This is a genomic window from Pseudomonas sp. FW305-20 (assembly GCF_058788075.1).
This window is the reverse complement of the sequence record NZ_JBYTAJ010000006.1, coordinates 175,440-192,634: the sequence shown is the minus strand read 5'-3', so window position 1 is coordinate 192,634 and position 17,195 is coordinate 175,440. Positions and strand designations below refer to the sequence as shown.

At 60.0% G+C, this 17,195-nt stretch carries 20 protein-coding genes; 16 read left to right on the top strand and 4 right to left on the bottom strand.

Annotated features, from left to right (window positions below; all coding sequences use genetic code 11):
- The first annotated feature begins 95 nt into the window (after window positions 1–95).
- The 3 genes from AC3WP4_RS07845 to AC3WP4_RS07835 are packed head-to-tail and all read left to right on the top strand — an operon-like array spanning window position 96 to window position 1,269.
- A complete protein-coding gene (locus tag AC3WP4_RS07845; RefSeq protein ID WP_074871958.1) occupies window positions 96–308 on the top strand; it encodes a hypothetical protein in 213 nt (70 codons plus the stop codon).
- An 18-nt stretch (window positions 309–326) separates the two neighbouring features.
- The gene (locus AC3WP4_RS07840; protein WP_074871960.1) at window positions 327–899 is read left to right on the top strand and encodes a hypothetical protein; all 573 of its coding nucleotides are present in this window, start codon (window positions 327–329) and stop codon (window positions 897–899) included.
- The gene (locus AC3WP4_RS07835) at window positions 886–1,269 is read left to right on the top strand and encodes a hypothetical protein (RefSeq protein ID WP_074871962.1); all 384 of its coding nucleotides are present in this window, start codon (window positions 886–888) and stop codon (window positions 1,267–1,269) included. The genes AC3WP4_RS07840 and AC3WP4_RS07835 overlap by 14 nt, the downstream gene beginning before the upstream one ends.
- A 157-nt stretch (window positions 1,270–1,426) precedes the next feature.
- Here the strand turns inward: AC3WP4_RS07835 and pyrE are convergent, their stop codons facing one another.
- Window positions 1,427–2,071, bottom strand: a complete 645-nt coding sequence (pyrE, locus tag AC3WP4_RS07830; RefSeq protein ID WP_074871964.1) for an orotate phosphoribosyltransferase — start codon at window positions 2,069–2,071, stop codon at window positions 1,427–1,429.
- Between the two features lie 82 nt (window positions 2,072–2,153).
- Here pyrE and crc point away from each other — a divergent pair, with 82 nt between their 5' ends.
- Window positions 2,154–2,933 (top strand): catabolite repression control protein Crc, encoded by a 780-nt coding sequence (gene crc / locus AC3WP4_RS07825; protein WP_007934608.1) that lies wholly within the window; start codon window positions 2,154–2,156, stop codon window positions 2,931–2,933.
- Window positions 2,934–3,114: 181 nt separating this feature from the next.
- Here the strand turns inward: crc and AC3WP4_RS07820 are convergent, their stop codons facing one another.
- Window positions 3,115–3,483 carry a DUF4870 domain-containing protein gene (locus AC3WP4_RS07820; protein WP_074871966.1) on the bottom strand — a complete coding sequence of 123 codons (369 nt, stop codon included), beginning with the start codon at window positions 3,481–3,483 and terminating at the stop codon, window positions 3,115–3,117.
- A 28-nt stretch (window positions 3,484–3,511) separates the two neighbouring features.
- Window positions 3,512–4,234 carry a ribonuclease PH gene (rph, locus tag AC3WP4_RS07815; RefSeq protein ID WP_074871968.1) on the bottom strand — a complete coding sequence of 241 codons (723 nt, stop codon included), beginning with the start codon at window positions 4,232–4,234 and terminating at the stop codon, window positions 3,512–3,514.
- 269 nt (window positions 4,235–4,503) lie between these two features.
- Here rph and AC3WP4_RS07810 point away from each other — a divergent pair, with 269 nt between their 5' ends.
- The 7 genes from AC3WP4_RS07810 to AC3WP4_RS07780 all read left to right on the top strand — a co-directional run bounded on the left by AC3WP4_RS07810 (window position 4,504) and on the right by AC3WP4_RS07780 (window position 10,609).
- Window positions 4,504–5,367: a YicC/YloC family endoribonuclease gene (locus tag AC3WP4_RS07810; protein WP_008150145.1), complete on the top strand. Its 864-nt coding sequence runs from the start codon at window positions 4,504–4,506 to the stop codon at window positions 5,365–5,367.
- Between the two features lie 12 nt (window positions 5,368–5,379).
- Window positions 5,380–6,000 (top strand): guanylate kinase, encoded by a 621-nt coding sequence (gmk, locus tag AC3WP4_RS07805; protein ID WP_076029287.1) that lies wholly within the window; start codon window positions 5,380–5,382, stop codon window positions 5,998–6,000.
- A 167-nt stretch (window positions 6,001–6,167) separates the two neighbouring features.
- Window positions 6,168–6,431 (top strand): DNA-directed RNA polymerase subunit omega, encoded by a 264-nt coding sequence (gene rpoZ, locus AC3WP4_RS07800; RefSeq protein ID WP_007894670.1) that lies wholly within the window; start codon window positions 6,168–6,170, stop codon window positions 6,429–6,431.
- Between the two features lie 56 nt (window positions 6,432–6,487).
- Entirely contained in the window at window positions 6,488–8,593 is a 2,106-nt protein-coding gene (gene spoT, locus AC3WP4_RS07795) for a bifunctional GTP diphosphokinase/guanosine-3',5'-bis pyrophosphate 3'-pyrophosphohydrolase (RefSeq protein WP_033059343.1), read from the top strand.
- A gap of 25 nt (window positions 8,594–8,618) precedes the next feature.
- Entirely contained in the window at window positions 8,619–8,999 is a 381-nt protein-coding gene (locus AC3WP4_RS07790; RefSeq protein ID WP_003229509.1) for a RidA family protein, read from the top strand.
- A 57-nt stretch (window positions 9,000–9,056) separates the two neighbouring features.
- Entirely contained in the window at window positions 9,057–9,797 is a 741-nt protein-coding gene (locus AC3WP4_RS07785; protein ID WP_074871972.1) for a hypothetical protein, read from the top strand.
- A 77-nt stretch (window positions 9,798–9,874) separates the two neighbouring features.
- Window positions 9,875–10,609: a hypothetical protein gene (locus AC3WP4_RS07780; RefSeq protein ID WP_074871974.1), complete on the top strand. Its 735-nt coding sequence runs from the start codon at window positions 9,875–9,877 to the stop codon at window positions 10,607–10,609.
- A 51-nt stretch (window positions 10,610–10,660) separates the two neighbouring features.
- Here the strand turns inward: AC3WP4_RS07780 and AC3WP4_RS07775 are convergent, their stop codons facing one another.
- Window positions 10,661–11,518, bottom strand: coding sequence for an SDR family oxidoreductase (locus tag AC3WP4_RS07775; RefSeq protein WP_102614551.1), 858 nt, complete (start codon window positions 11,516–11,518; stop codon window positions 10,661–10,663).
- Between the two features lie 189 nt (window positions 11,519–11,707).
- Between AC3WP4_RS07775 and exbB the strand changes: the two genes are divergently transcribed.
- From exbB to recG, 5 genes are all read left to right on the top strand, one after another.
- A complete protein-coding gene (gene exbB, locus AC3WP4_RS07770; protein ID WP_102614550.1) occupies window positions 11,708–12,676 on the top strand; it encodes a tonB-system energizer ExbB in 969 nt (322 codons plus the stop codon).
- 6 nt (window positions 12,677–12,682) lie between these two features.
- Window positions 12,683–13,111 carry a TonB system transport protein ExbD gene (exbD, locus tag AC3WP4_RS07765; protein ID WP_010465232.1) on the top strand — a complete coding sequence of 143 codons (429 nt, stop codon included), beginning with the start codon at window positions 12,683–12,685 and terminating at the stop codon, window positions 13,109–13,111.
- Window positions 13,108–13,857, top strand: a complete 750-nt coding sequence (locus tag AC3WP4_RS07760) for a TonB family protein (RefSeq protein ID WP_102614549.1) — start codon at window positions 13,108–13,110, stop codon at window positions 13,855–13,857. Before exbD ends, AC3WP4_RS07760 begins: the two co-directional genes overlap by 4 nt.
- Window positions 13,858–14,133: 276 nt before the next feature.
- The gene (locus AC3WP4_RS07755; RefSeq protein WP_008150125.1) at window positions 14,134–15,063 is read left to right on the top strand and encodes a hydrogen peroxide-inducible genes activator; all 930 of its coding nucleotides are present in this window, start codon (window positions 14,134–14,136) and stop codon (window positions 15,061–15,063) included.
- Window positions 15,064–15,072: 9 nt separating this feature from the next.
- On the top strand, window positions 15,073–17,148 hold the full coding sequence (gene recG / locus AC3WP4_RS07750; protein WP_102614548.1) for an ATP-dependent DNA helicase RecG: 2,076 nt from the start codon (window positions 15,073–15,075) through the stop codon (window positions 17,146–17,148).
- Window positions 17,149–17,195 lie beyond the last annotated feature (47 nt).

The window sequence follows — 17,195 nt, the reverse complement described above, 5'->3', positions numbered from 1 at the left end:
GAAGGAAATGTCTGACTTGATTAAGCGAAACGTCCGACATCCAACTAGCATTCGTCCGCCTAGGATCTTCCCTGTATCCACAGGAGATCTTCCCCATGAAAAAAGACCACGTTCCCTACGGCAGTGATGTTTCAGCCGGCACTTACGAGTGCGCAGACTGCGGGCGCGAATACACCAATCAGTCAAAGACTTCGCTCCCGCCGTGTCCAGACTTCAAACCCAGCACCCACGTACTCAATGGCTGGAATATCCTGACCGGCCAGGGTGACGCCGTGGCAGATCCGTATCCAAACAAGCCTTCCAAGTAATCCCGAGGGGGCTGAAAAATGCAGATCTCGTTCACGATCGACGCCCAGGCTTTCGAGCAGGAGCAGAAGGAGCCGGTCAAAAAGACCCTGAAGATTTCCGACCACGAAATCGCCCACGCCCTGCAGCGAATCGCCAAGGCGAGCCTGACCGAATACTTGAAAATGCTGGTTGAAGGCGGGATGCCGAGTCGGGCCGATGAAGCGAAGCAGGATCGCCTGCTATATCTGATTCAAAGCTACTTCGGGCAGACATTGCCGACCGAATCTCAGATATCTACGATTTTTCAGCTGACCCAGAGCCAAAGCAAAACCCTGCTGAAAAACACGGTTTCGCGCTTTCGCAATCAGCTGGACGAAATACTTCAACACAGCATGAGGGCCGTGATTGAGACGGCAGAGCATGCGCAGACGGTTTATCTGGTGGTGATCAGCTCCGACGTCATCCGTGATGAGCTGAACATGCTGATTACCCAGAACGAGCCGACTTTCAAACCCATTACAAAACGCAAAGGCAGCGCCGGGCAGTTCGAAATTAGTGAAGATTCCCACGCGTTGTTATGCCTGACACTGGGCCTGAATGCCGTTCAGTGACATCGTCGCGGTCAGTGGATTGCTGCTGACCCTGACCACCTTCATGTTCAACCTGGCCTGGCCAAGGTTGCATGAAGCGTTGGAACTGGATGAAAAACAACCAGGTCCACTCGCCAGAAAACGCAGCCGGAAAACAGTAATGAACGCTTTGTTCGGCCGCGCTCTACCGCTGACGGCCGCCTTCATGGCGCTGTTTTACGTCAATTTCCCTGCCGCCGTGAGGATCATGGGAAGCAGCACGCTGGATCTGTGGGATTTCGATGTGGATCGCACGCTCTACGTGCTAGTCGTCCTGGCGCTGCTGGTGTTTGCGCTGTTCAATCTGGGATTGGCATTCAAACTGATAGGGAAATGGCGAAGACTGCACTGACAAAAAAAGACCCCGTTCAGCCAGTCTGAGCGAGGTCTTTTTTTGCCTGCGATCCCTGTAGGAGCGAGCCTGCTCGCGATAGCGGTCTTTCAGTCACATCAACTTTGAATGTAAAGACCTCATCGCGAGCAGGCTCGCTCCCACAGGGGGATTGTGGTCAGACGCCGAACTGGGCGCGGTAGGCTTCAACCGCTGGCAGGTGCTGCTTGAGCTGCGGGTCATCCGCCAGGAATTCCAGCACCTGGTTCAGCGAAACAATGCTGATCACCGGAATGCCGAAGTCACGCTCCACTTCCTGGATGGCCGACAACTCACCGTTGCCACGCTCCTGACGGTTCAAGGCGATCAACACGCCCGCCGCCTTGGCGCCGTTCTGGGAAGCGATGATCTGCATCACCTCGCGGATGGCGGTGCCAGCGGTGATCACGTCGTCGATGATCAGCACGTCGCCGGTCAACGGTGCGCCGACCAGACTGCCGCCCTCGCCGTGAGCCTTCGCTTCCTTGCGGTTGAAGCACCATGGCAAATCACGGTCATGATGCTCGGCCAGGGCCACTGCGGTGGTCGCCGCCAAAGGGATGCCTTTGTAGGCCGGACCGAATAAAACGTCGAACGAAATACCGCTCTCGACGATGGCTGCCGCGTAGAAACGCCCCAGCTGCGCAAGGGCCTTCCCTGAGTTGAACAGGCCGGCATTGAAGAAGTAAGGACTGGTGCGTCCGGACTTCAGGGTGAACTCGCCGAAGCGCAAAACGCCGCGATCGATGGCAAAACGAATGAAATCGCGCTGATACGCTTGCATGAAAAAAACCCCAAATACCACGGATTTAGCTAATTAGGTTGACGCCGTGTATCATACACGCACGCGATTTTTGGGGCCATTTATGCGGATCATCAGTGTGAACGTCAATGGTATTCAGGCTGCAGTGGAGCGAGGGTTGCTCAGTTGGCTGCAAGCACAGAATGCCGACGTCATCTGCCTGCAGGACACCCGCGCCTCCGCCTTTGAACTGGACGATCCAGCCTTCCAACTGGATGGCTACTTCCTTTATGCCTGCGAAGCCGAAGTTCCCGCCCAAGGTGGCGTGGCTTTGTATTCGCGGCTGCAACCGAAGGCAGTCATCAGCGGTCTCGGCTTCGAGACGGCCGACCGCTACGGGCGCTACCTGCAAGCCGATTTCGACAAGGTCAGCATCGCGACCTTACTGCTCCCTTCGGGGCAAAATGGCGATGAAGACTTGAACCAGAAGTTCAAGCTAATGGACGATTTCGCCCGTTATCTGGATAAACAGCGACGCAAACGTCGCGAGTACATTTACTGTGGCTCGCTGTACGTGGCGCAACAGAAGCTGGATATCAAGAACTGGCGCGACAGCCAGCAATCCCCGGGCTTCCTGGCACCTGAACGTGCCTGGATGGACGAGATTGTCGGCAACATGGGCTATGTCGATGCCCTGCGTGAAGTCAGCCGCGAAGGCGACCAGTACAGCTGGTGGCCGGATAACGAACAGGCTGAAATGCTCAACCTCGGTTGGCGTTTCGACTATCAGTTACTGACACCAGGCTTGCGTCGCTTCGTTCGTAGCGCGCGCCTGCCTCGTCAGCCACGGTTCTCGCAACATGCACCGCTGATCGTGGACTACGACTGGACGCTGACTATCTAAGCGTCGTTTCGCAGATGCAAAAAAGCCGACATCGCTGTCGGCTTTTTTGTGCACGCTGATTTCTGGCTCTTGGTAGGAGTGAGCCTGCTCGCGATAGCGGTAGACCAGTCACATTAATGTTGAATGTGAATGCCTCATCGCGAGCAGGCTCGCTCCCACAGGGGGATCTGTGTTGTGTGGCTTACTTGATCAACCGCCAAGTAAACGGATACCGGTAAGGCACCCCTTCATTGGCTTTCACCCCGGCAATGATCGTCAGCACCAGTGCACCAATCGCGACCAGGCCAAACAGGAAGAACCCGACGATCACCAGCATCAGCAGGAAGCAGATGGCGGAGGCAATGGCGACGGTGATCTGAAAGTTCAGCGCCTCCTTGCCTTGAGCATCAACAAAGGGGTCCATCTCGCGCTTCATCTGCCAGAGAATCAGCGGGCCGATCAGCGTACCGAACGGAATCCAGATCCCCAGCAAGGCGGACAGGTGACAAAACATTGCCCACTGCCGAACCTCTTTGCTCGGTGTGGGAAGCAGCTGTTGCTCGTCACTCATAGCGTCCTCCTTGCGTGGAATAGTCCGATCAGTCAGCCAGTGCAGCCTTTTGCAGCTCGAAGATTTCCGTCATGCCTTTCTTCGCCAACTCAAGCATAGCGTTCAGTTCTTCTGGCTGGAACGGAGCGCCTTCGGCAGTACCCTGGACTTCGATGAAGCCGCCTGTGCTGGTCATCACCACGTTCAGGTCGGTCTCGGCGGCCGAGTCTTCCAGGTAGTCGAGGTCGAGTACCGGCTCGCCCTGGTACATGCCCACCGATACGGCAGCAATCATTTGCTTCAGCGGGTCGCCGCCTTTCAGGCCGCCGCGCTTCTTGATCACTTTCAAGGCATCGACCAGTGCAACCATGGCGCCGGTGATGGACGCGGTGCGGGTGCCGCCGTCAGCCTGGATCACATCGCAATCGACGTACAGGGTGACGTCGCCCAGCTTGGACATGTCCAGCGCAGCGCGCAGGGAACGACCGATCAGACGCTGGATTTCCAGGGTGCGGCCGCCTTGCTTGCCGCGGCTCGCTTCACGCTGGTTACGCTCGCCAGTGGCGCGCGGCAGCATGCCGTATTCAGCGGTCAACCAGCCTTGGCCCTGACCTTTAAGGAAACGCGGCACGCCGTTCTCGACGCTGACGGTGCAGATGACTTTGGTATCACCGAACTCGACCAGTACGGATCCCTCAGCGTGTTTGGTGTAGTTGCGGGTAATGCGGATCGAGCGGAGCTGATCGGCAGCGCGACCACTTGGACGTTTCATAGGGAATACCTGTACGGGGGACGGAAAACTGCGGAGCATTATAGAGCCGCAGGGCCACGAGTGGGCACTTCTAAAAAATCCCCCGACGACTGAAGGCCCGCAATAGCGCTTTACCGACGGCCTGCAGCCCTTTGTCACTTCGTGTGTTTGGGCGCATTCGCCCCACTGCGCTACAATCCTGCGCCTTTGCTGCCTCTGGGCTTAAATTCATATAGATCAGGCCTGCGAAACCTTTGGTAACGCATGGACCTGCATTGCGAGGTACCTCCATGGTGCACAGCATGACCGCCTTCGCCCGCGTCGAGAAAGCCGGCGCCCAAGGCACCCTTAGCTGGGAACTGCGCTCGGTCAACAGCCGTTACCTGGAGCCGCACTTGCGTCTGCCGGAGTCCTTTCGCGACCTCGAAGGCGCAGTCCGCGAAGCCCTGCGCCAAGGAATCTCCCGGGGCAAGCTCGAATGCACCTTGCGCTTCACCGAAGAAAACACCGACAAACCCCTGCAAGTGGACCGCGAGCGCGCCGCACAACTGGTCGCCGCCGCAGAGACCATCGCCGGCCTGATCAAAAATCCGGCCGCGCTGAACCCGCTGGAAGTCCTGGCCTGGCCTGGCGTGCTGGTGGGCGATGCGACCGACCCGCAAGCCCTGAATGCCGAAGCCCTGGCGCTGTTCAACGAAGGCCTGAAAGAACTCAAGGCCGGCCGCGAGCGCGAAGGCGCGGAGCTGGCGCGGTTGATCAACGATCGCCTGACCTCCATTGAGGAAGACGTGGTGACCCTGCGCGAACTGGTGCCGCAGATGCTTGCCACCCAGCGCCAGAAGGTCCTCGACCGCTTCGCCGACATGAAGGCCGAGATGGACCCGCAGCGGCTGGAGCAGGAAATGGTCATGCTCGCGCAAAAGAGCGACGTCGCCGAAGAACTGGATCGCCTGAGCACTCACATCATCGAAGTTCGCCGGGTACTCAAATCCGGTGGCGCTGCCGGTCGGCGCCTGGACTTCCTGATGCAAGAGCTCAACCGCGAAGCCAACACACTGGGCTCCAAAGCCTTCGACCCGCGCAGCACCCAGGCGGCGGTCAACCTCAAAGTGTTGATCGAGCAGATGCGCGAACAAGTGCAGAATATTGAGTAAGGCAAACCCCACATGACCCACAGCACCGGCACCCTGTACATCATTTCCGCCCCTTCGGGCGCGGGCAAGAGCAGCCTGGTCAAGGCCTTGACTGACGCCGATCAGGAGATCCGCGTCTCCGTCTCCCACACCACCCGCGCCATGCGCCCCGGTGAAGTGAACGGCGTGAACTATCACTTCGTCTCCCGCGAAGCGTTCGTGAAGATGGGCGAACATGGCGACTTCCTGGAGCGCGCCGAAGTGTTCGGCAATCTCTACGGCACCTCGCAAAGCCACTTGCAGCAGACCCTCGACGCAGGCCACGACCTGATTCTGGAAATCGACTGGCAAGGCGCCGAGCAAGTGCGCAAGTTGATGCCCCAGGCTCGTTCGATCTTCATTCTGCCGCCGTCCCTGCAAGCCTTGCACCAGCGACTGACCAATCGCGGTCAGGACAGCGACGAGATCATCGAAGGCCGGATGCGCGAAGCCGTCAGCGAAATGAGTCACTACGTTGACTATGATTACCTGATCATCAACGACGATTTCGCCCACGCACTGCGCGATTTGCAGGCGATTTTCCGCGCCAATCAGCTGCATCAGAAGCGCCAGCAGCAGCGGCACGGAAAACTTTTGGCCGAATTGCTCGGCTAAACAGCTCTTCCCAAAACCGTTGCAAGGGCTTTACATTGGCACTTGCAGCGCGTTGAAGGGCTTGGTCAAAAAATCAGCGCTTCCCTAATCGCTGGTGATTTTTTAAACTGTCGAGTCCGCTCGCCCAACCGGGCAGCGCGCATATTGCATTCGCTCCGAGGAATACCATGGCCCGCGTAACCGTTGAAGATTGCCTAAACCACGTGGAAAACCGCTTTGAGCTGGTCATGCTGTCTACCAAGCGTGCCCGTCAACTGGCCACCGGCGGCAAAGAGCCACTGGTTCAGTGGGAAAACGACAAGCCTACTGTTGTAGCCTTGCGTGAAATCGCTGAAGGCCTGATGAGCTACGAGTTCATCGCCAACGCTGAAATCGTCGAAGACGAACCGCTGTTCGCAGCGTTCGAGGACGAGTCCAACGAGGCCGTCTAAGCCATGCCTGGTCGACGTAGCACGGCGCGGGGTCACAGCGAACGGCAGGTTTCATCATGCCGAGCATAGACGCCCTCGCCGATCGCTTATCGACCTACCTCGGCAAGGACCAGGTCAACCTGGTCCGCCGAGCGTACTTCTACGCCGAACAAGCCCACGACGGCCAACGCCGCCGCAGCGGTGAGGCGTACGTCACGCACCCACTCGCGGTTGCGAATATTCTTGCCGACATGCACATGGACCATCAGAGCCTGATGGCTGCGATGCTGCATGACGTGATCGAAGACACCGGTATTGCCAAGGAAGCGCTGCAAGCGCAATTCGGCGAAACCGTGGCCGAACTGGTCGACGGGGTCAGCAAACTGACCCAGATGAACTTCGAGACCAAGGCCGAAGCCCAGGCTGAAAACTTCCAGAAAATGGCCATGGCCATGGCCCGCGACATTCGCGTGATCCTGGTCAAACTGGCTGACCGCCTGCACAACATGCGGACCCTGGAAGTCCTGTCCGGCGAAAAACGCCGACGGATCGCCAAGGAAACCCTGGAAATCTATGCGCCTATTGCCAACCGGCTGGGCATGCACGCCATCCGCATAGAATTCGAAGACCTCGGCTTCAAGGCGATGCACCCGATGCGTTCCGCGCGGATCAACCAGGCGGTCAAGCGCGCCCGGGGCAACCGCAAGGAAATCGTCAACAAGATCGAAGAGTCACTCAGTCACTGCCTGGCCATCGACGGCATTCAGGGTGAGGTCAGCGGTCGTCAGAAACACCTCTACGGCATCTACAAGAAAATGCGCGGCAAGCGTCGGGCCTTCAACGAGATCATGGACGTCTATGCGTTCCGGATCATCGTCGACAAGGTCGATACCTGCTACCGCGTGCTGGGCGCTGTACATAATTTGTACAAGCCGTTGCCGGGTCGCTTCAAGGATTACATAGCGATCCCCAAGGCCAACGGCTACCAGTCGCTGCACACCACGCTGTTCGGCATGCACGGTGTACCGATCGAAATCCAGATCCGCACCCGTGAAATGGAAGAAATGGCCAACAACGGCATCGCTGCCCATTGGCTGTACAAATCCAGCGGCGACGAGCAGCCAAAAGGCACGCATGCCCGCGCCCGGCAGTGGGTCAAAGGCGTGCTGGAGATGCAGCAACGGGCCGGCAACTCGCTGGAATTCATCGAGAGCGTGAAGATCGACCTGTTCCCGGACGAGGTCTACGTGTTCACGCCCAAAGGCCGGATCATGGAGTTGCCCAAAGGCTCCACGGCGGTCGACTTCGCTTACGCGGTGCATACCGACGTGGGCAACAGCTGCATTGCCTGTCGGATCAATCGTCGTCTCGCACCGCTGTCCGAACCGCTGCAAAGCGGTTCCACGGTCGAGATCGTCAGCGCTCCCGGCGCGCGACCGAATCCGGCGTGGCTCAACTTCGTGGTCACTGGCAAGGCGCGGACTCACATCCGCCATGCGTTGAAACTGCAGCGCCGCTCCGAGTCCATCAGCCTCGGCGAACGCCTGCTGAACAAGGTTCTCAACGGTTTCGACAGCTCGCTGGAGAAAGTAGCCGCCGAGCGCGTCAAGGCGATGCTCACCGAGTACCGCCTGGAACTGATCGAAGACCTGCTCGAAGACATTGGCCTGGGCAATCGCATGGCCTACGTGGTCGCCCGCCGACTGCTGGGTGAAGGCGAACAGCTGCCGAGTGCCGAAGGCCCGCTGGCGATTCGCGGCACCGAAGGCTTGGTGCTCAGTTACGCCAAGTGCTGCACGCCGATCCCCGGCGACCCGATTGTCGGCCACCTGTCCGCGGGCAAAGGCATGGTCGTGCACCTGGACAACTGCCGCAACATTAGCGAAATCCGCCACAACCCGGAAAAATGCATCCAGCTCTCGTGGGCCAAGGATGTCACCGGCGAATTCAATGTCGAACTGCGCGTCGAGCTGGAACACCAGCGCGGCCTGATCGCTTTGCTGGCCAGCAGCGTCAACGCGGCCGACGGCAATATCGAAAAAATCAGCATGGACGAACGCGATGGCCGCATCAGCGTGGTCCAACTGGTGGTCAGCGTGCACGACCGCGTACACCTGGCCCGCGTAATCAAGAAACTGCGTGCACTGACCGGGGTGATTCGCATCACCCGCATGCGTGCCTAAGCCACCCCATTACAAGGAGTCATTCATGACCAAAACAGTTATCACCAGCGACAAGGCCCCGGCCGCCATTGGCACTTACTCCCAGGCGATCAAGGCCGGCAACACCGTTTACATGTCGGGTCAAATTCCTCTGGACCCAAAAACCATGGAACTGGTTGAAGGCTTCGAAGCCCAGACCGTCCAGGTGTTCGAGAACCTCAAAGCCGTGGCTGAAGCCGCTGGCGGTTCGTTCAAGGACATCGTCAAACTGAACATCTTCCTCACCGATCTGAGCCACTTCGCCAAGGTCAACGAGATCATGGGCAAGTACTTTGACCAGCCTTACCCTGCCCGCGCCGCCATCGGCGTAGCAGCCCTGCCAAAGGGTTCGCAGGTTGAGATGGATGCCATTCTGGTCATCGAGTAATGTGTCCGGCGCAGCCTTCCAAAGGCTGCGCCGATCTTGTTTTGAAAGGATTCCACCATGCGCCAAGCGCTAGCTCTCTCGCTGGTCGCCCTACTCTTGGGCGGTTGTGCCAGCAACCCTGCCGATCGTGATATCAGCGGCACCTGGATCAATCAGGCGGCGATCGATGCTGCAGCCAAAGGCGGCCCGCTACGCGAAGCGCTCCAGGCTTATGGCCCGAACCTGGAATGGGACGTCAATACCAAGGCCGGCCAGGCCCGCTACACCAACGGTTTTGAAAATGTCGACGGCAAGCTGCTGGGCGAAGAGTCCGGCGCCTGGAAGGTCGACTTTTATGGCAGCTCCGCCAGTGAGCTCAAGCGTGACGGCAAGCAACTGAGCCAGGTCGCCAGCGACAATGAGCCGGAGCAAGTCTTCGACCGCGCGCAAGTTACGGTGCCGGACGGCGCACCGATAGGTGCCAGTTTTGAACGCGCACTGTACTCGGCCTACATGGGCGGTAGCTGGAAAGTCGTCAGCGGTCCCGGTGAAGGCAATACCGTGCAATTCCAGGCTGATGGCCAGGTTGCCGGCCTGCCGGGGGCGGATCGTTATGCCTTGTGTCTGGCAGGCGATTGCGCGTCGATGAGCGGCGGTAATGACAATATGTGGTTACAGGCGAATGGTCAGGGCAATACCTGGATCTTTGCGCGCAAGGGCAAGGAACTGGAAATCCTCCAGGCAGTGAACACCGCACAGGCGGATGAAATGCCACAGTTCACCCCGGGTAATCGCAAGTGGTTGCTGGAAAAACAGTGATACAGAATACAGGAGCCTACGGGCTCCTTTTTCTTTAGCCTGCACCGTCGAATTCTTTGCCCCCTCAAGGATTGATCATGCGCCCACTGCTTATCCTTGGCCTATTGCTGCTCGGCGGTTGCACCTCCATGCCCGCAGAAACGGACATCAGCGGTATCTGGATCAATCAGGCGGCCATCGATGCAGCGGCCCAAGGCCAGTCTTTACGTGAAGCCCTGAACACCCATGGTCGGAATCTGGAATGGGACATCAATACCCACACCAGCAAGGCGCAAGTGAGCAGCGGTTTTGAGGTGGGTGCGGGCCAACTGCTGCAAAAGTCACCCAATGCCTGGACCGTCGACTACAACGGCTACGGCACTGACGAGCTGCGCCTGGATGGCAAGCGACTGACTCAACTGGCCAAGGAGCAAGTCCCCCAGCAGGTGTTCAGTCGCCCCAGCAAGACCGCCAAAACGAAAACAGGGTGGGTTGATACCTTCCGGAGCGCCTTGAACGCTGCTTACATGGGCGGACAGTGGGAAATCATCGACAGTCACGGAACAGGCCAAATGGTCGTGTTTACGGAAGATGGCCACGTTTCGGGGTTACCGGGAACCGATCGATACGAGTTATGCCTGGACGGTGATTGCGCCAGCCAAGGTGCAGGCAATGACACCTTGTATCTGGGCACGGGCGACCTGAGTGACACATGGATTTTCGTTCGCAAAGGCAAGCAACTGGAGATTTTCCGGGCAATCAATCAATCCCGGCCAGACGAAATCCCCCACTTCACCCCCGGCCAACGCCAGTGGCTGTTGGTAAAACAATGACCCAAAAACAAAGGCGCCCGCAGGCGCCTGTTGTTTAGAGGCTCGCTCAGCTCAACTCCCTTGGGCAAGTATCGCGGCGTAGCCTTCGCGATAGCTCGGATACTTCGGTGTCCAGCCCAAGGCTTTCGCCCGGGCATTGCTGCATTGCTTGCTGCCAGTGCGGCGCACGCTTGCGTCTTCGGCCCATTCGGTCACGCCCAGATACTCACGCAACCAGCCCACCACTTCGGCCAGCGGCGCAGGCGCGTCGTCTACACCAATGTAGATGTCATCCAGCGCTACACCGCGAAGATCCGCCTCAAGCAGACACGCCAGCAACCCCGCCGCGTCGTCGGCGTGAATGCGATTGCCGTACAACGGTGGGTCGACAGCCACGCGATAACCCCGACGAACCTGAGTCAGCAGCCATTCGCGACCTGGGCCGTAAATGCCGGTCAAACGTACGATGCTGGCCGGGATGCCACTATTGAGCGCCACTTGCTCCGCCTCCAGCATCAATCGACCCGAATAGCCTGTTGCAATGGTCGGCGAGGTCTCATCGACCCACTCGCCCTCCTGCTGGCCATACACACTGCTGCTGGAAACGAACAGCAGGCGATTAGGCACCTGCCCATAGTCGTTCAGCCACTCCAGCACATGCTGCAAACCCTGCACATAAGCAGCGCGGTAACCCGCCTCATCGTGATCGGTGGCGGCTGCGCAATACACCAGGTAGTCCACCGCACCGACTGGCCAGGTCGCTGGACAGTCTTCATTGAACAAGTCACCGGCAACGCCAATTACCCCCGCGGGCAGGCGTGAGACGTCACGCCTCAGGCCATGAACCTCCCACCCGCCAGCCAGCAATTGCGTAGCCAGACGACTGCCAACATCACCGCAGCCGGCGATCAAAACAGAAGGCGCAGACATCAGAAAACTCCCATCAGAAAGGCACAGACTAGCGCTGGCAATGGACGAGCGGCTAGCAATGAAGGAAAAAAAGATACTCTATTACTTTTGTTAACAAGAATTACTTGCAATAATGCCCGCCACTTTTGTTCTCGGCCTCACGAGGCCTGGAAGAACATTTACCGTCTTTTTCTCTCAGGTCCGGCCAGCATGACACGCAATCAATTCCCCGCTTCGCCAACCAAACGACCTCGCGCCTGGAGCGCAGTGGCCGCCCTGCTGCTCAGCCTGATGCTGGCGCCGACCGCCACTTTCGCTGACGCACAAGCGCCCGCCGCTCCGGCCGCCACCGCTGCTCCAGCTCCAGCTCCAGCCGCTCAGGTTACGCCGGCTGCGACCGATCCGGCCCAAGCCGTAGACGCTACCGGCGAAGACGTTCCGCAAGTCCTCGAGGCCGACAACTCCCTGGGCATGGCCCATGACCTGTCGCCGTGGGGCATGTACCAGAACGCCGATATCATCGTGAAAATCGTGATGATCGGCCTGGCCATCGCCTCGATCATCACCTGGACCATCTGGATCGCCAAGGGTTTCGAGCTGATGGGCGCCAAACGTCGCCTGCGCACCGAAATCGTCCACCTGAAAAAAGCCACCACGCTCAGAGAAGCCAGCGCTTCAGCCACCAAGCAAGGCACCCTCGCCAATTTGCTGGTGCATGACGCCCTGGAAGAGATGCGTTTGTCGGTCAACAGTCGCGAGAAAGAAGGCATCAAGGAACGCGTTGCCTTCCGTCTCGAGCGCCTGGTTGCAGCCTGCGGTCGCAACATGAGCAGCGGCACCGGCGTACTCGCCACCATCGGTTCCACCGCGCCGTTCGTCGGCCTGTTCGGGACCGTGTGGGGCATCATGAACAGCTTCATCGGCATCGCCAAAACCCAGACCACCAACCTCGCCGTCGTGGCTCCCGGCATCGCCGAAGCCCTGCTGGCAACCGCGTTGGGTCTGGTGGCAGCGATTCCTGCCGTGGTGATCTACAACGTCTTTGCCCGCTCGATTGCCGGTTACAAGGCACAAGTCTCCGATGCCTCGGCTGAAGTCCTGCTGCTGGTTAGCCGTGACCTCGATCACCTGCCGACCACCGAGCGCTCCGTGCAACCCCACATGGTCAAAGTAGGGTAATCAGCCATGGGCTTGCATTTGAAAGAAGGCGCAGACGACGATCTGGCCGAGAACCACGAAATCAACGTCACACCGTTCATCGACGTGATGCTGGTGCTGTTGATCATCTTCATGGTGGCGGCCCCGCTCGCCACCGTGGACATCAAGGTCGACCTGCCTGCTTCCAGCGCCAAACCGGCGCCACGACCAGAGAAACCCGTGTTCCTCAGCGTCAAGGCTGACCAGCGCCTGTTCCTCGGCGAAGACGAAGTGAAGGCCGAAGCACTCGGCGCCACCCTCGACGCCAGGACCCAAGGCAAGAAAGACACGACGATCTTCTTCCAGGCTGACAAAGGCGTGGATTACGGCGACTTGATGAGCGTGATGGACAACCTGCGCTCTGCCGGTTACCTGAAGGTGGGTCTGGTCGGACTCGAGACGGCAGTCAAGAAATGATCACGACGCGCCAAAAGTTGACGCGTTACAGCACGAGCCTGGCCGTGGTGCTGGGCGTCCATGCGCTGGCCATTGCGCTGGCGCTGAACTGGACCTCGCGCCCACCGATCGAGCTGCCGCCGCAGGCGATGATGGTCGAGTTGGCGCCGGTTCCGGCCCCGCCACCGCCGGCACCGCCGAAAGTCATAACGCCGCCACAGCCACCCGCCCCGGTGGAAGAACTGCCGATACCGAAGCTGGCTGAAGTGCCAAAGGCGGAGATCGCGGTGCCGAAACCGGTCAAACCCAAGCCAAAGCCTCAACCGCCCAAGCCTGTGGAGAAAAAGCCGGAGCCGCCTAAAGAGAAGCCGTCCGAGGAAAAACCGAGCGACGCGCAACCGACTCGGGCGCCAACGGAGAAATCCGCTCAGCCGGCACCGGGCCCATCACCGGCGCAGCAAGCGGCCAAGGCCAGCTGGCAAGGCACCCTGCTCGCTCACTTGGCCAAGTACAAGAAATACCCGGCCAGTGCGCAGGTGCGGGGCAAGGAAGGCATGAACCGTCTGCGCTTCGTGGTGGATGGGGAAGGTAACGTGTTGTCGTTCGAACTGGTGGGCGGCTCTGGTACAGCGGATCTGGACCGGGCGACCCTGGAAATGATCCGCCGCGCCCAGCCACTGCCCAAGCCCCCGGCGGACATGTTGACCAACGGCGCCATCGAAATCGTTGCACCGTTTGTTTACTCGCTGGAAAAACGCCGGCGTTAAACCACCGCCGAACCATTGTGGGAGCGAGCCTGCTCGCGAAGAGGCCATCACATCCAACATCCATGTTGACTGATACACCGCTTTCGCGAGCAGGCTCGCTCCCACAGAGATCTCCGGCAGCAGGAATATCTGTGAAAGGCACCCGAAAGGTGCCTTTTGCATATCCGCCAGCGGCAAACCTGCTTTGCCCTGTGTCACTCAACGCACTCAGTCTGATAACGTGCGTCTATCGATTGCAGCCGGTATGCTTGGCCCGCAACTTCATGGACGCTTGCTATGACTCTTACAGAATTACGCTACATCGTTACCCTCGCCCAAGAGCAGCACTTCGGCCACGCCGCCGAGCGTTGCCACGTCAGCCAGCCGACCCTGTCGGTGGGCGTGAAAAAGCTTGAAGACGAACTCGGTGTGCTGATTTTCGAGCGCAGCAAGAGTGCTGTGCGCCTGACCCCGGTCGGCGAAGGCATTGTCGCCCAGGCGCAGAAAGTGCTGGAACAGGCCCAAGGCATCCGCGAACTGGCCCAGGCCGGCAAGAACCAGCTGACCGCGCCGCTGAAAGTCGGCGCCATCTACACCGTCGGCCCGTACCTGTTTCCGCACCTGATTCCACAACTGCACCGGGTCGCCCCGCAGATGCCGTTGTACATCGAAGAAAACTTCACCCACGTGCTGCGCGACAAACTGCGCAACGGCGAGCTCGACGCGATCATCATCGCCCTGCCGTTCAACGAAGCCGACGTGCTGACCCTCCAGCTCTACGACGAACCGTTCTACGTCCTGATGCCGGCCCAGCACCCGTGGACCCAAAAAGAATCCATCGACGCCGCCCTGCTCAACGACAAGAGCCTGCTGCTGCTCGGCGAAGGCCACTGTTTCCGCGATCAAGTGCTGGAAGCCTGCCCGACCCTGGCCAAAGGCAATGACGGCGCCAAGCACACCACGGTGGAATCCAGCTCCCTGGAAACCATCCGCCACATGGTTGCGTCCGGCCTCGGCATCTCGATCCTGCCGCTGTCGGCGGTCGACAGCCATCACTACGCCCCCGGCGTGATCGAAGTGCGCCCACTGACGCCGCCGGTACCGTTCCGCACCGTGGCCATCGCCTGGCGCGCGAGCTTCCCGCGGCCGAAGGCGATTGAAATCCTCGCTGACTCCATTCGCCTGTGCTCGGTGGCCAAGCCGCAAGCACCGGTGGTTGCGGCCTAAGTCGCTGCCATGACCGAGTTGTCGCAAGTGTCGGTGACGGCACTCAAGGGTGTCGGCGAGGCCATGGCCGAAAAGTTGGCCAAGGTCGGCCTGGAGAATCTCCAGGACGTGCTTTTTCACCTGCCGCTGCGCTATCAGGACCGCACTCGCGTGGTTCCGATCGGCCATTTGCGACCCGGACAAGACGCCGTGATCGAAGGCACCGTCAGTGGCGCCGATGTGGTCATGGGCCGCCGCCGCAGCCTGGTGGTGCGCCTGCAAGACGGCACTGGCGGGCTCAGCCTGCGTTTCTACCATTTCAGCAACGCCCAGAAAGAAGGCCTCAAACGCGGCACGCGCATTCGCTGCTACGGCGAAGCACGGCCCGGTGCGTCGGGGCTGGAAATCTACCACCCGGAATACCGCGCCATCACCGGCGACGAGCCGCCGCCGGTGGACGAAACCCTGACCCCGGTTTACCCGCTCACTGAAGGCCTGACCCAACAGCGCTTGCGCCAATTGTGCATGCAAACCCTGACGATGCTCGGCCCCACCAGCCTGCCCGACTGGCTGCCGACCGAACTGGCGCGTGACTATCAACTGGCGCCGCTGGCCGATGCGATTCGCTACCTGCACCACCCGCCGGCCGATGCCGATGTCGACGAACTCGCCCTCGGTCATCACTGGGCGCAGCACCGTCTGGCCTTTGAAGAATTGCTGACCCATCAACTGTCCCAGCAGCGCCTGCGCGAGAGCATGCGCTCCCTGCGCGCGCCAGCGATGCCGAAAGCCACCAAGCTGCCGGCTCAATATCTGGCCAACCTCGGTTTCACCCCGACCGGCGCTCAGCAACGGGTCGGCAACGAAATCGCCTACGACCTCAGTCAGCACGAGCCGATGCTGCGGTTGATTCAGGGCGACGTCGGCGCGGGTAAAACCGTGGTCGCTGCCCTCGCTGCACTCCAGGCCTTGGAGGCCGGTTATCAAGTGGCGCTGATGGCGCCCACCGAAATCCTCGCCGAGCAGCACTTCATCACCTTCAAGCGCTGGCTCGAGCCGCTGGGCATTGAAGTTGCGTGGCTGGCCGGCAAGCTCAAAGGCAAGAACCGCGTGGCCGCACTGGAGCAGATTGCCAACGGCACACCCATGGTGGTCGGCACCCACGCGCTTTTCCAGGACGAAGTGCAGTTCAAAAACCTCGCGCTGGCGATCATCGACGAACAGCACCGCTTCGGCGTGCAGCAGCGCCTGGCATTGCGGCAGAAAGGCGTCGGCGGGCGGATGTGTCCGCACCAACTGATCATGACCGCGACGCCAATTCCCCGGACGCTGGCCATGAGCGCCTACGCCGACCTCGACACCTCGATCCTCGATGAACTGCCGCCCGGCCGGACGCCGGTGAACACCGTGCTGATCACCGATACCCGGCGCGTCGAAGTCATCGAGCGGGTGCGCGGCGCTTGCGCTGAAGGGCGCCAGGCCTATTGGGTGTGCACGCTGATTGAAGAGTCGGAAGAGCTGACCTGCCAGGCTGCCGAAACCACTTACGAAGACCTCACCGCCGCCCTCGGCGAGTTGAAGGTCGGGCTCATCCACGGGCGCATGAAGCCTGTCGAGAAAGCCGCGGTCATGGCCGAATTCAAGGCCGGCAACCTGCAACTGCTGGTCGCCACCACGGTGATTGAAGTCGGCGTCGACGTGCCCAACGCCAGCCTGATGATCATCGAAAACCCGGAACGCCTCGGGCTTGCGCAATTGCACCAGTTGCGCGGTCGAGTGGGTCGGGGCAGCGCGGCCAGTCATTGCGTGCTGCTTTACCATCCGCCGCTGTCCCAGATCGGTCGTCAGCGTTTGGGCATCATGCGCGAAACCAACGACGGGTTTGTCATCGCCGAGAAAGACCTTGAGCTGCGCGGCCCCGGCGAAATGCTCGGTACGCGCCAGACCGGCCTGCTGCAATTCAAGGTCGCTGACCTGATGCGCGACGCCGATCTGCTGCCCGCCGTGCGCGACGCCGCCCAGGCGTTGCTGGAGCGCTGGCCGGATCACGTCAGCCCGCTGCTCGACCGCTGGCTACGTCATGGGCAGCAATACGGCCAAGTGTGAGCACCGTCGCAGTTTCTGAACCACCGTTCTGAGCAAGCTGGTTATAC